This is a genomic window from Sporosarcina koreensis (assembly GCF_042655825.1).
GTDB classification, from domain to species: Bacteria; Bacillota; Bacilli; order Bacillales_A; family Planococcaceae; genus Sporosarcina; species Sporosarcina koreensis.
In genome coordinates, this window is record NZ_JBHSNP010000011.1 from 233,348 (window position 1) to 248,018 (window position 14,671).

The 14,671-nt window shown below is 45.3% G+C and carries 11 protein-coding genes; all 11 read left to right on the forward strand.

What is annotated here, in order from left to right:
• The first annotated feature begins 68 nt into the window (after positions 1 to 68).
• Positions 69 to 962, forward strand: a complete 894-nt coding sequence (gene dapA / locus ACFPTP_RS07755) for a 4-hydroxy-tetrahydrodipicolinate synthase (protein WP_381443412.1) — start codon at positions 69 to 71, stop codon at positions 960 to 962.
• A 242-nt stretch (positions 963 to 1,204) separates the two neighbouring features.
• Complete coding sequence (locus ACFPTP_RS07760) at positions 1,205 to 2,872, forward strand: ribonuclease J (RefSeq protein WP_381443414.1); 1,668 nt, start codon at positions 1,205 to 1,207, stop codon at positions 2,870 to 2,872.
• A gap of 112 nt (positions 2,873 to 2,984) precedes the next feature.
• Positions 2,985 to 5,333, forward strand: coding sequence for a DNA translocase FtsK (locus tag ACFPTP_RS07765; RefSeq protein ID WP_381443416.1), 2,349 nt, complete (start codon positions 2,985 to 2,987; stop codon positions 5,331 to 5,333).
• 161 nt (positions 5,334 to 5,494) lie between these two features.
• Positions 5,495 to 6,223 (forward strand): GntR family transcriptional regulator, encoded by a 729-nt coding sequence (locus tag ACFPTP_RS07770; RefSeq protein WP_381443417.1) that lies wholly within the window; start codon positions 5,495 to 5,497, stop codon positions 6,221 to 6,223.
• A 77-nt stretch (positions 6,224 to 6,300) separates the two neighbouring features.
• On the forward strand, positions 6,301 to 7,356 hold the full coding sequence (locus ACFPTP_RS07775; protein ID WP_381443418.1) for a BMP family lipoprotein: 1,056 nt from the start codon (positions 6,301 to 6,303) through the stop codon (positions 7,354 to 7,356).
• A gap of 169 nt (positions 7,357 to 7,525) precedes the next feature.
• Positions 7,526 to 9,082, forward strand: coding sequence for an ABC transporter ATP-binding protein (locus ACFPTP_RS07780; protein ID WP_381443420.1), 1,557 nt, complete (start codon positions 7,526 to 7,528; stop codon positions 9,080 to 9,082).
• The gene (locus ACFPTP_RS07785; RefSeq protein ID WP_381443421.1) at positions 9,075 to 10,121 is read left to right on the forward strand and encodes an ABC transporter permease; all 1,047 of its coding nucleotides are present in this window, start codon (positions 9,075 to 9,077) and stop codon (positions 10,119 to 10,121) included. The genes ACFPTP_RS07780 and ACFPTP_RS07785 overlap by 8 nt, the downstream gene beginning before the upstream one ends.
• Before the next feature lies 1 nt (position 10,122).
• Positions 10,123 to 11,082 (forward strand): ABC transporter permease, encoded by a 960-nt coding sequence (locus ACFPTP_RS07790; protein ID WP_381443422.1) that lies wholly within the window; start codon positions 10,123 to 10,125, stop codon positions 11,080 to 11,082.
• A gap of 269 nt (positions 11,083 to 11,351) precedes the next feature.
• The gene (yfmF, locus tag ACFPTP_RS07795; RefSeq protein ID WP_381443423.1) at positions 11,352 to 12,617 is read left to right on the forward strand and encodes an EF-P 5-aminopentanol modification-associated protein YfmF; all 1,266 of its coding nucleotides are present in this window, start codon (positions 11,352 to 11,354) and stop codon (positions 12,615 to 12,617) included.
• Positions 12,618 to 12,619: 2 nt separating this feature from the next.
• Positions 12,620 to 13,918 carry an EF-P 5-aminopentanol modification-associated protein YfmH gene (yfmH, locus tag ACFPTP_RS07800; RefSeq protein ID WP_381443424.1) on the forward strand — a complete coding sequence of 433 codons (1,299 nt, stop codon included), beginning with the start codon at positions 12,620 to 12,622 and terminating at the stop codon, positions 13,916 to 13,918.
• A gap of 2 nt (positions 13,919 to 13,920) precedes the next feature.
• Positions 13,921 to 14,649 (forward strand): elongation factor P 5-aminopentanone reductase, encoded by a 729-nt coding sequence (gene ymfI, locus ACFPTP_RS07805; protein ID WP_381443425.1) that lies wholly within the window; start codon positions 13,921 to 13,923, stop codon positions 14,647 to 14,649.
• The last annotated feature ends 22 nt before the right edge of the window (positions 14,650 to 14,671 follow it).

The window sequence follows — 14,671 nt, forward strand, 5'->3', positions numbered from 1 at the left end:
AATGCCGTTTCAGCCGGAAAATGAGGAGAATCGTTTCAACATAAAAGCCATGAAAAGGACTGGTCAGAATGGAACTTGGACAAATTGGCACAGCGATGGTCACTCCTTTTTCATATGCCGGAGACATCGATTTTGACTTGACCGAAAAGCTGATTGAGCATTTGATTGCTACGGGGACGGATTCATTGATCGTCTGTGGGACTACGGGGGAATCACCTACGTTAAACCATCAAGAGAAATCGGATTTATTCAAATATGCAATTGAAATCGTTAATAAAAGGATTCCCGTCATTGCAGGGACGGGAACCTTCAATACAGCAGAATCCATCAAACTGACAAAACAGGCAGATGAGCTGGGTGCAGACGGAATCATGCTCGTGACCCCCTATTACAACAAGCCGGACCAAAAAGGGATTGTCACGCATTTCGCACATATTGCGAAAGAGACGGAACTGCCGATCATGCTGTATAACATACCCGGTAGGGCAGCAGTCAATATGGAGGCGGGAACCGTCATCGAATTATCGAAAATCAAGAATATCCGGGCTGTCAAGGAAGCAAGCGGCAGCCTCGATCAAATGTCTGAAATCATTTCAGGCACGGACAATGGGTTCAAAGTGTACAGCGGAGATGATGCGTTGACGCTGCCGGTCCTATCCATCGGTGGAGACGGGGTCATCTCGGTCGCTTCCCATATTGCCGGGTCTGAAATGCAGCGAATGATCACAGCCTACAGATCTGGCGATACGGCGAATGCCGCGTTGATGCATAGGACATTGCTGCCTTTGTTCAACGCAGTCTTTTCAGCTCCGAACCCTGTCCCGGTGAAGTATGCACTCGCTAAGATGGGAATCGATACCGGAGGGGTAAGGATGCCGTTGGTTGCAGGTCTCGGTGAAGGGGCTTCCGCATTCGACAAAGTATGGGATAAATTCAAAGAAAATGAGCATGTTTTTCATTAAAACAAAGCCGGTAGCAATCACCGGCTTTTTTTGTTTGTGTAGTAGGGGCATTCTCACGTATAATGAAACTTAGTCGTTGTGGACGGGTATTCAAATAACAAACAACAACATAATCAAATGAAAATGGACAGTTGGAATTCAATAAGATAGTTTTGGCGGAAACATAAACGCAAGTCTCGCATACATAGACGGTTCAAAGTCCAACACCAGTCTTTTTCAAACAAAGTATAGGAGGAAAAAATGTGGCAAAAACAAAAAATGAAATAATAAAAGTGATACCGCTAGGAGGTGTCGGGGAGATCGGAAAAGCGATGTACGTCGTTGAAATTGACGACGAGCTTTTCATCGTTGACGCGGGGCTTATGTTCCCGGAAGGCGAAATGCTCGGCATTGACATCGTCATTCCTGACCTGACATACATCGAGGAAAATAAAGATCGGGTGAAAGGGATCTTCCTAACCCATGGTCACGAAGATGCAATCGGATCCATCGCGTACTTGTTGCAAAAAGTACAAGCTCCCGTTTACGGTTCCAAACTGACGCTTGCCTTGGCGAAGGAGCATCTGAAAGAGATGCCTGCTCCTGCAGGCGTGAAATTCTTTGAAGTGACGAATAAAAGCCGGATGAACTTCAAAAATACGTATGTGACTTTTTTCCATACGACACATAGCATCCCAGATTCCCTTGGCATCGTGTTCCATACGAGCGAAGGTGCAATCGTCCATACAGGCGAGTTCAAGTTTGACCAATCCGCAAAAGGGAAATATCGTCCGGACATCGCAAAAATGGCGGCATTGGGTGAAGAGGGTGTCTTCATCCTAATGTCCGATTCAAACGAAGCCGAACGTCCGGGGTATACGACATCCGAATCCGTCATCGAGGACCGGTTATCTACTACATTCCATAGCGTGGACGGCCGCATTCTAGTTGCCTTGTACGCTTCCAATTTCATCCGGATCCAGCAGGTTTTCGATAAAGCGCTGGAAACGGGCAAGAAGGTCGCGGTTGTCGGTAAGAGCCTTGAAAGCTATTTTGAAGTCGGCGTCCGATTAGGGTACTTGCAAATCGACGAGGAAATCGTTATTTCCGTAAAAGACATCGGCAAATATTCCGATGATCAAATCGTCATTATCGTTACGGGTAACCAAGGTGAACCGCTCGACGCTTTAGAAAAGATCGTCCGCAAACACCATAAAGATATTAAAATCAAAGATACGGACACAGTCCTTATTACATTCACTCCATCGCCTACAATGGAAGTTTCCATGTACCAGATGGCGAATGAGCTATCGAAAGCCGGAGCAAACGTCATCACTGCTTCGAAGAATGTCCATGTATCTGGACATGGCAGCCAGGAAGACTTGAAGCTTATGTTGAATTTGATGCAGCCGAAGTATTTCATCCCGATCCAAGGGGAATATAAAATGCTTATCGCGCATTCAAAACTTGCACAGCAGGTCGGATTGCAAAAATCCCAAATCTTCATTGCGGACAAAGGGGATATTGTCGAATATAAAAATGATAAGATGAGGATGAGCGGTCGTGTACAAGCCGGAAATATCCTCATCGACGGAATCGGCGTCGGCGATGTCGGCAATATCGTATTGCGTGATCGTAAGCTGCTGTCACAAGATGGCATTTTCACTGTCGTCATTACGTTAAGCCGCAGACAGAAAAGGATTGCTGCCGGTCCGGAAATCGTTTCCCGCGGTTTCGTTTATGTAAGGGAATCCGAAGAGCTTCTTGATGAGTCGAGAAACCTCGTACGGAAAATCGTGGAAAAGTATGTGAATAAAGATACGTTCGAATGGACAAACATAAAGCAAGAGATCCGTGATACATTAAGCTCTTATTTATTCCAACAGACAAAGAGAAGACCGATGATCATCCCGATCATCATGGAGTATTAATCCATTAACACGGAAGAAAAAAGAGGTTACACGGAACAACGACAGAACTTGAGAAAAGGATTTCCATGCCGACCGAACGGCGGGAAATCCTTTTTTCAAAAGGAGGCGTGACATGTCTAAAAAATCGAAGAAAAAGAAAAGGGCGGCCGCATCAAAAAAGAAGAATGAAGGCCTCCATCCGTTATTGTACGAAGTGGGCGGCTTGACGATGATCGGGTTCGCTATTATCATCATTTTTGAATTTGGCATTGTTGGAAGAGGTCTATCGTCTTTTGCAAGACTGCTATTCGGGAATTGGCATGGGGCTGTTCCGCTGCTGTTGATCGTCCAGGCACTTCTGTTCATGGTGAAACGGAAGGCGATCGGTTGGAAAAACCGCATTGTCGGCGGTAGTTTATTCATATTGGCAAGTCTGCTATTATTCAGCCATATTTATTTATTTAAAGAGCTTTATGAAAGTAAAGTGCTTATGTCCAATTCAGCTTTTAAAGAAACTTGGAAAGTGCTCGTCACGAACGAAGGAATCGCATCAAGAAGCGGGGCTCTTGGGGGAGGACTAGCGGGGGCTATGCTATTCGCACTCTTCCATTCTTTATTTGATTCCGCAGGTGCCACCGTGGCAGGTGTTCTTTTACTATTGATTGGGATCATTCTGCTCACTGGTAAGGCGCTCGTCCCCTATATTGCGGATCTTTACCCGAAAGTGATCGACTCGTTGAAATCCAAAACAGAGCGAAGAGAAAAGAAAGTTCCTAAAAAAGGAAATCAGCAAGCGCAAACCAGGTCGACGCGTTCGAAAAAGTCCCCTCCTATTGAAGGTATGCAGGATATTCCAGCGGCAACAATCGAGGAACAGGAAGAGGTCATATCAAAACCGATCATATCGGCATTCAATGAACGTATTGAGCCGGTTTCGACCAATGATGAGCATGCAGCAGTCATTGAGAAGGAAGTAGTGGCCCCTCAGGCAATTGAACAGGATGACAGTGAAGTTCCAACTTATTCGGGTGTATCCGGCGAAGAGGAAAATGTTTCATATGTTTTGCCTCCTTCATCATTGCTTCGGCAGACGCCGTTAAATGACCAATCTGCGGAATACGATTCCATCCATGCAAATGCACAAAAGCTTGAAAGGACGTTTTTGAGCTTCGGCGTGAAAGCGAAAGTAACCCAAGTCCATTTAGGTCCTGCTGTAACGAAATACGAAGTTCTGCCTGATACGGGAGTAAAAGTGAGCAGAATCGTCAGCTTAGCTGACGATATTGCCCTTGCCTTGGCAGCAAGTGATATAAGGATCGAAGCGCCAATTCCAGGAAAGTCGGCAGTCGGTATTGAAGTGCCGAACAAAGCTGTAGCCATCGTCAGCTTGCGGGAAGTGATTGATTCAAAAGAGAATAATCGCCCGGATTCGAAGCTGAGCATTGTTCTTGGAAGAGACGTGACAGGTCAGGCAATGATGGCCGAATTGAATAAAATGCCGCATGTCCTTGTCGCGGGATCGACGGGAAGCGGGAAAAGTGTTTGTATCAATGGAATCATCATTAGTATTTTAATGCGCGCGAAGCCGCATGAAGTGAAGATGATGATGATCGATCCGAAAATGGTGGAACTGAATGTCTACAATGGCGTCCCTCATCTGTTGGCGCCAGTCGTGACCGATCCGCGGAAAGCCTCCCAGGCATTGAAAAAGGTCGTTTCAGAAATGGAAAGAAGATACGAGCTGTTTTCACATACAGGCACCCGGAATATTGAAGGATACAACGAACATATCGAACAGTGGAATGAGGAAAACGACGAAAAGCATCCACGTATGCCGTACATCGTCGTCATCGTCGATGAGCTAGCAGATTTGATGATGGTCGCTTCAAGTGATGTGGAAGATTCCATCACGCGACTTGCCCAAATGGCCCGTGCAGCAGGAATCCATTTAATTATTGCAACCCAACGGCCAAGTGTGGATGTTATTACAGGTATAATAAAAGCGAATATCCCGTCACGAATCGCATTTGCAGTTTCTTCGGCCGTCGATTCGAGGACAATTCTGGACGGAGCCGGCGCTGAAAAGCTGCTCGGACGCGGAGATATGTTATTTTTGCCGGCCGGAGCATCCAAGCCGGTCAGGGTCCAAGGGGCATTCGTTTCCGATCAGGAAGTCGAGGCTGTCGTCGATTTCGTTATTGAGCAGCAAAAAGCGCAATACCAGGAAGAGATGATCCCGACGGAAGTGGAAGAGATCCAACCGTATGAAGAGACGGATGAATTGTATGATGATGCGGTACAACTTGTCATCGAAATGCAGACGGCTTCGGTTTCCATGCTGCAACGCCGATTCCGGATAGGCTATTCAAGAGCTGCAAGAATCGTTGATCAAATGGAAATGAGGGGCGTAGTAGGTCCTCCGGAGGGTAGTAAGCCGAGACAAGTCCTCACGTCAACCGCAGATGCAGATTATCACGCATGAAAAACATGACAAAAGAAGTACATTTTACAAGGGTTTCTCATAGTTTCTACTTTTTTTGAAAAACAGATGTTTATTTTGGAGTATGAAAATGATATAGTATGGATGATTGAGAAATGAGGTAACACATCTGAGGTCTAACCTCACGGGGAGGGGGGATTAAAATGGTGGTGAAAACAGATCAAAGGCATTTATATGTGCAAGTGATCGAGCGGCTGAAAGAGGATATCGACTCCGGTGTTTTCAAGGAAAATGAAAAGTTCCCATCTGAATTCGAGCTTGCCAGAACGCTTGGCGTCAGCCGGGCGACACTTCGCGAAGCATTAAGGGTACTTGAAGAGGATAAAGTCATCGTCCGCAAACACGGTGTCGGCACTTTCGTTAATCCGCGGCCATTATTTTCATCCGGAATTGAACAGCTATCAAGCGTCTCCTCCATGATCTGTGACGCCGGCATGGTTCCTGGCACAATTTTTATGGACGTGCAAGAGAATCTACCGAATGATGAGATGATTGAGAAGTTCAATTGCGAGGCAAATGATAGTCTTGTTACGATTAAAAGAGTCAGGACTGCAGACGGGGAACCCGTTGTCTATTGCATCGATCATGTACTATCAAAAAATCTTGGCGTCGGATCGGACCTCATTTTGAATGAATCCATTTTCGATTTGATTGAGAAATCAGGCGAAATCAGGATTGTCCAAGCCGTGGCGAACATCGAACCGGTCGGTTATGACGATGAAGCCTCTTCTATACTTAGATGTGGAGTTGACATTCCTCTTCTTGTTTTACTGCAGCATCATTACAGCGAGGAAGGCGAAATGGTCCTTTACTCCAAAAACTATTTCAGGGCTGATAAGTTCAGCTTCCATGTAGTCCGTAAAAGGGTATAATGCACATTTTATTGTGCAATTAAGACGTTAAATACGTCATATATCATACCAAAATAAAAAACAGGGAGGTCCAATCGGTGAGCAAACGTAAATACGGTCTTGCATTATCATTGGTTCTAGCAGCCGGAACATTACTCGGCGCATGCGGTACAGACAAAGAGAAAACAACTTCAAAAGGTGGAAACGAATCCGAGTTTTCACTAGCAATGGTCACGGATGTCGGCGGAATTGATGACAAATCGTTCAACCAATCTGCTTGGAAAGGAATCCAAGATTTCGGTAAAGATAATGGTTTGAGTGAAGGGGACGGGGGCTACGCATATCTTCAATCGAAAGGCGAAGCGGATTATACATCCAACTTGAATGCGCTTACTCGTCGTAACTTCGATCTTGTCTTCGGTGTAGGATTCTTGATGGAAGAAGCGATCAATACAATCGCTGAACAAAAGCCGGAAACGAATTACGCAATCATCGATGGTGTTGTCGAACAGCCTAACGTAGCAAGCATCCTTTTTAAAGAGCAAGAAGGTGCATACCTTGCAGGTGTTGCTGCAGCATTGATGACAAAATCCAATAAAATCGGTTTTGTCGGCGGTATGGAAATCCCGGTTATTGAACGCTTTGAAGCTGGATTTGTTGCGGGTGTAGCAGCTGTAAATCCGGATATCAAAGTTGACGTTAAATACACTGGTGCATTTGACAAAGCTGAGCTTGGTAAAGCAGAAGCTGGCCGTATGTATTCTTCTGGCGTAGATATCATCTTCCACGCAGCTGGTGGTACAGGAAACGGTGTCTTCACGGAAGCGAAAGAGCGTAAAGCTGCTGACAAAGACGCATACGTATGGGTAATCGGCGTTGACTCCGACCAATACGATGAAGGTCAAGTCGGTGACGACAACATCACAATGACTTCAATGCTTAAACGTGTTGACGTAGCGGTACAAGATATTGCGAAGCTCGCTAAGGAAGGCAAATTCCCTGGCGGTGAAACAAAAGTTTATGGTCTTCAAGACAATGGCGTAAAACTAGCAGATTCACGTGGTGCAATTCCTGACGATGTTATGAAGCAAGTTGAAGAATATGCTAAAAAGATCGCTGATGGTGAAATCAAAGTACCTGAGTTCGCAAAATAATAATAACAAATAATCACAATGACAATGGCCGGTTCATTCCGGCCTTTGTTGTGAGAAAAGCCCTGGTAAAATGATAGACTAAAAGGTTTTTTCTACGAAAGAACCTTTTATTGTGTTCATTTTATTACCAAATACTAAAGAGAAATCATTATACAAGGAAGTGAATCCATTGGAGCATGTCATTGAGATGTTGAACATTACAAAGCAATTCGGTAATTTTCGGGCGAATGACAACATCACCCTGCAGTTGAGAAAAGGGGAAATCCATGCGCTGCTAGGTGAGAACGGTGCTGGAAAAACAACATTGATGAATGTGTTGTTCGGACTCTATCAACCCGAAAAGGGAGAAATTCGCGTCAACGGGAAAAAGGTGAACGTGACAAGTCCAAATGTCGCGAACGATCTAGGAATTGGAATGGTCCACCAACATTTCATGCTTGTCGAGAATTTGACGGTCACAGAAAATATCATTTTGGGCAATGAACCGAAAAAGATGGGTGTCGTCAATATTAAAGATGCGGCAAAAAAAGTGGCTGAGATTTCAAATACGTATGGCTTGAATGTTGACCCTTATGCAAAGATCGAGGATATTTCGGTCGGGATGCAACAACGTGTGGAAATCTTGAAAACGCTTTATCGCGGTGCGAATATACTAATCTTTGACGAGCCGACTGCTTCCTTGACACCACAGGAAATACAAGAATTGATTGGAATTATGAAGAAACTCATCACCGAAGGTAAATCAATCATTCTCATCACTCATAAATTGCAGGAAATTATGGATGTCTCTGATCGGGTAACCGTCATCCGGAAAGGTCAAGGGATTGGGACGGTGATCACTTCCGAAACGAACCCTGAAGAACTGGCCACGCTTATGGTTGGTAGACAAGTTACATTCAAAACAGAAAAAGGGCCCTCTAATCCGACCGAAGAAGTTTTGCACATCGAGAATCTTGTAGTCGTGGACTATCGGGGCGTCGAAAAAGTGAAGGGCTTGAATCTTTCCGTCCGAAAAGGCGAGATTGTCGGCTTGGCTGGAATTGACGGAAATGGTCAATCCGAATTGATTGAAGCGATTGCGGGCTTGAGAAAAGTTAAAAGCGGAAAAATCACGATCAATACAACAGATATAACGGGATTGAAGCCGAGAAAAATTACGGAAGCGGGCTTGGGACATATTCCTCAAGACCGTCATAAACATGGTCTTGTCCTCGATTTCTCTGTCGGTTACAATGCTGCATTGCAAGAGTATTACCATGCTCCGTATTCAAAAAATGGCCTCATGGATTATGATGTCATTTCAGAAAAAGCTGCGAAGATCATTGAGGAATATGATGTCAGAACGCAAGGTGTACACGAACTTTCCCGCGCCTTATCCGGTGGGAATCAGCAAAAGCTAATTATCGGACGTGAAGTTTCACGTGATCCCGATCTGCTCATTGCGGCATTGCCAACGAGGGGGCTGGATGTCGGAGCGATTGAGTTCATCCACAAAAGGCTCATTGAACAGCGTGATAAAGGAAAAGCTGTATTCCTCATTTCGTTCGAATTGGATGAAGTCATGAACGTTTCAGACCGCATTGCGGTCATTCATGACGGCCAGATTGTCGATACGGTCATTCCGTCTGAAACGGACGAACAGGAACTCGGCCTTTTAATGGCAGGTCATTCCAGGGAAGAGAGAGAGCAGCAAGTAATGAAAGAAGGTGCGGATCGAGATGTCTAATAGATTGATCAAAATTTTAGTGCCAGCCATTTCGATCATCCTTGGTTTACTCGTAGGAGCCATCGTCATGCTTTTCAGCGGCTATGATCCTATAGCTGGTTATATAGCATTATGGAATGGTATTTTCGGAGATAGTTATGCGATCGGCGAAACGATTCGTCAGATCAGCCCTTACATCCTTGCCGGACTAGCGGTCGCATTCGCCTTCCGGACTGGGCTTTTCAACATCGGAGTAGAAGGACAGCTCATGGTCGGCTGGTTTGCATCGGCTTACGTCGGCTCGGCGTTTACATTGCCGATGTACATCCATTTGCCTTTTGCCCTTTTGGCTGCAGCTGCGGCAGGGGCGTTGTGGGGCTTGATCCCGGGGATCTTGAAAGCAACGCTTCGTGTCCATGAGGTTATTGTGACGATCATGATGAACTATATAGCACTTCATGTCGTTAACGCATTGATCAAGACAGTGTCAGGTGGAAGTTATAAGACGGAAAGGATACAGCCGACCGCTTCCTTGCGTTCGGAATTCCTTTCGAATTTAACCGATTATTCCACTCTTCACTATGGAATATTCGTAGCACTTGCGATGGTCGTTGTCATGTGGTTCATCCTTGAAAAGACGAAAACCGGTTTTGAATTGAAATCTGTAGGTTTCAACGAGAACGCTTCCCAATATGCAGGGATGAGCGTCAAGAAAAACATCATTTTATCGATGCTCATTTCGGGAGCATTCGCGGGTCTCGGGGGAGCGATGGAAGGTCTTGGGACGTTCGGTAGTATGACGAACCAAGGCGGCTTTACCGGCATTGGATTTGACGGAATCGCCGTCGCATTGCTCGGTGCAAACGCCCCACTTGGAATTATCTTCGGTGCATCATTGTTCGGATCGTTGAAATATGGAGCGAACAATATGCCGAATGCTGCAGGAATTCCACTTGAAATCGTATCAATCGTCATTGCACTTATCATCTTCTTTGTTGCCTGCGGGTACATCATCCGGGTTGGACTGCAACGATTGAATAAGAAAAAGGAGGCGAAATGACATGAGCTTTTTAGAAGCGCTGTATTTTATCGTGCCGACTACAATCGCTTATGCAGCCCCTCTCATTTTAACTGCTATCGGCGGCGTTTTCTCTGAACGTTCCGGCGTAGTCAATATTGGACTTGAAGGCCTCATGGTCATGGGTGCGTTCATAGGAATCGTGTTCAACTTGGCATATGCCGATGTGTTCGGCGGCTGGACGCCATGGATCGCGCTATTGGTCGCCATGTTTGTTTCCGCCCTCTTTTCGGTTATGCATGCTGTTGCTTCGGTTTCTTTCCGGGCAGATCAGGTCGTTTCCGGGGTGGCAATCAATATGCTCGGTATTGCGATTGCCTTATTCTCTGTAAAAATGATGTTCGGAAAAGGACAGACGGATTTCATCCAAAAGAAAATACCGCGTGTCAATATACCGATTTTGCAAGATATCCCTGTGATTGGACCGATGTTTTTCAAATCGGTTTACGGAACTTCTGTGTTGGCGATACTTGTTGCAATAATTGCTTGGTTCGTCATCTATAAGACGCCATTCGGACTCCGTTTGCGTTCAGTAGGGGAGCACCCGATGGCGGCGGACACGATGGGGATCAATGTGACGAAAATCAGGTATACCGCAGTCATCATTTCTGGTGGTCTTGCAGGTATCGGTGGAGCAATCTACTCACAAACGATGACTGGGGATTTCGGACATGCAACGATTAATGGCCAAGGCTTCATGGCATTGGCAGCGATGATTTTTGGTAAGTGGCATCCGATTGGTGCGATGGGGGCGGCCCTTTTCTTCGGGTTTGCCCAAGCGCTTGCAATCAGTGCCGGATCCATCAGTTTCATTGAAAATGTTCCGACAGTCTATTTCTACATCTTACCTTACGTCTTGACAATCCTTGCATTGGCAGGGTTTATCGGTAAGGCAAATGCGCCGAAAGCGAACGGTGTACCTTACATCAAAGGCAGCAGATAATAAATCTATCAACCGCCTGGATTTCCAACGAATGGAGTCCAGGCGTTTTTGTTCGTTCGCGTCTAGCTCCGGGCGCCAAAAGCTCGGGTCATAAGTCAAAGTTGCTGTGTGGCAAAGTGCGCCCCTTCGCATCTTTGACTTATGCCTGTCGCTTCTAAGCAGGCACCCTCCGCTTTTGTTTTGAAAAGCGTTTATTTTGCCTTGCATATAGGATGAAATGTATATTGTAGAAGGGTATTCGTATAATAAAGGAAAAACGAGGTGTTCGTATGTTTACAAAGGTTGAGCTTCAAAAAGGAGTCAATTTATACATCCGTAAAACGGACCAATTTAAAACGATAACGATGTCCATCAAATGGTTGGCTGAACTGGATGAAAAACAGGCAGCATACCGGGCGGTTTTATCAAATGTACTCCAAGATTCGAACGCTGATTATCCAAAGCAGAGCGATTTGCGTAAAGCATTGGATGAATTATATGGCACCGTCTTTTTCATGGATGCAGGAAAGCGGGGCAATTCCCATATCGTTTCATTAAATATGGAATGTGTGAACGATGAATACCTGTCTACGTCCGGTGTCTTTGATGAAGCGTTGAAAATGGTCCACTCCGTCATCTTTAATCCGAATTTAAAGGACGGATCATTCGATAGTACAATCGTGAACCGGGAAAAACGGACAGTAATCGAAAGGATCCGATCCATTTATGACGACAAAGGAAGATACGCACATAAGCGCATGCTTGAACTGATGCGTCCGAATGATCCTGCGTCGATGTCGGCAAGCGGTACCGAAGCGGATGTTGAAAGTATTACGAATGCAACGCTCCTTGATACATACAAGAGCATGTTGGATGAAGATGAAATCGACATTTATGTTGTCGGAGATATCCAAGAGGACGAACTCATAGAAAAAATTAAGTCGATGTTCGGGTTTGCAACAAGAGCCGTCACGAAAAAACAATATGAACAACCCGATAAAGAAGTCAAAGAGGCCCGTCAAGTATTTGAAAGACAGGACATGAAGCAAGGGAAGCTGCAAGTTGGCTATAGCACTCCAGTTTCCTTCTTCCATCCCGACTATCCAAAAATGCAAGTGACGAATGGTGTGTTGGGTGGTTTTGCACATAGCAAGCTGTTCATGAACGTCCGGGAAAAAGAAAGTATGGCATACACTGTCAATAGCGCCTATGCGGCATATTACGGCATTCTGTACGTCATGGCAGGGATTGATGCGGAACTTGAAGAGAAAGCCGTCAAGCTGATCGGTGAGCAGATTGATGAAATGCAAAACGGAAACATATCCGATTTGGAGCTTGACCAGACAGTTGCCTTGCTGACGAATAGTATTCGCAGCGCATTCGATTCGGCAAGGGGCCAAATCGAAGTATACGATCAATATAAACAATTGGATGAGGATTTCACAGCAGATAAATGGATAGCCAATTGGGAGGCGGTCTCAATCGAAGATGTTAAACAGATGGCATCCCAGATCCACCTGGAACTCGTCTACTTGTTGTCGGGAAGAGAGGCGTAATAATGGAAAAAATCACTTTTGATAATTTACAGGAAACATTATTCCACGAAAAGCTCGACAATGGGCTGAACGTGTATATTTTGCCTAAGCGCGGCTTTTCAAAGACGTATGTGACGTTTACGACGAAGTATGGTTCAATAGACAGGACGTTCATTCCAAGGGGGAAAAATGAGTTTGTTACGGTGCCTGACGGAATCGCCCATTTCCTTGAGCATAAAATGTTCGATAAGAAGGAAGGGGACGTTTTCCAGAAGTTTGGTGTCCTAGGCGCTTCTGCGAACGCATTCACTTCGTTTACGCGTACGTCCTACCTGTTTTCAACGACCGAGAACTTATATGAAAACACGAAAGTACTGCTTGATTTCGTACAAGAGCCTTATTTCACAGAGGAAAAAGTGGAGAAGGAAAAAGGCATCATCGCACAGGAAATCACGATGTATGATGATAATCCGGATTGGCGCAATTATTTCGGTACAATTCAAAGCTTGTATAAAGAGTATCCCATCAATATCGATATTGCGGGTACGGTGGACACGATCCAAGAAATTACGGCGGAGCATCTTTACGAATGTTACGAAACATTTTATCACCCTTCAAATATGACCGTCTTCGTCATTGGAGCTGTCGATCCAGAGGAAATGATGAACTTTATCCGCAAAGATCAAAACAGCAAGGAATTTTCCGAGCCGGAAGAGATCAAGCGTAAATATCCTGAAGAACCGGAAGAAGCGAACAGGAAGAAAACAGTTCTTGAAATGGATGTACTCCGGCCTAAATTCAATTACGGCATGAAGTGCAATCGCGCGTCGGTGGCGGGAGATGAAATGCTCCGGCAGGACTTGGCGGTCAATCTTCTTCTTGACATTTTGTTCGGCCGCACATCCGAATTTTATACGAAAGCGTATAATGATCATTTGATTGATGAAACATACCACTATGAATTCATTTCCGAAAAAGATTACGGATTCGCAATGGTCGAATCGGATACGGAGAAGCCAGTTGAGTTGGAAGCTGCAGTCCGCTCTGCATTGAAGTCGCTTGCTGAAAATTGGACAATATCGGATGATGATCTGAATCGTGCAAGAAAGCGGAGAATCGGGCAATTCATGCGTTCATTGAACTCCATCGAATTCATTTCCAATCAGTTTACACAATACAACTTCAATGATATGAATTTATTTGATGTCGTGCCGACTCTTGAAAAGATTGAAATGGGGCATTTGCAAGAAGCGTTTAAGACGATTTCCAATGAAGCTAGCCATACTGTCATGACGATTGTTCCCGGCACAAAAGAAGGCTGAGAATGAAGCGCTATGCAGTGATACTTGGATCATCGGGAGGAATCGGGGAAGCGGTCAGCCGTAAACTGGCCGCCGATGGATGGTCGTTGTATCTTCATTACAATAAAAACGCAGAACGGGCTTCAGAACTGAAAAGGTCATTGACAGAAACATATCCTGAAGCGGACTTCCACTCTGTTCAGTCGGATTTGTCGGAGCCGGATGGTGCTGTGAAGTTGGCGGAGCAAGTCGGGCATGTCCAAGCGATTGTCGTCGCATCCGGACAATCGATGTTGAGATTATTGACGGATACGACTAGAAGCGACATGGATGCATTATGGCGTGTACATATGCAAAACCCTGCAATGTTCATTAGCCTCGCTTCAGCGCAGCTGCGGAGCCACCCTATTTCATATATTGTTTTCATCGGCTCGATTTGGGGCAATACAGGTGCTGCAGGGGAAGTGATGTATTCCGCTGTCAAAGGAGCCCAGCATGCATTCGTCAAAGCGTATGCAAAAGAGGCGGCTTATACCGGAACGCGAGTGAACGCCATTGCCCCTGGGTGGATTGAAACGGAAATGAACGGGGAATTATCGGAAGATGATAAGCTGGTTGTCATTGATCAAATTCCCTTGCAAACGACAGGCCAGCCTGAGCAAGTGGCAGATCTTGCAAGTTTTCTGCTAAGTGGAAAAGCGGATTATATGACAGGCGAAATTTTAAAGCTGAATGGCGGATGGTATATATAACCAGAGATTGGGGAGCCAATTT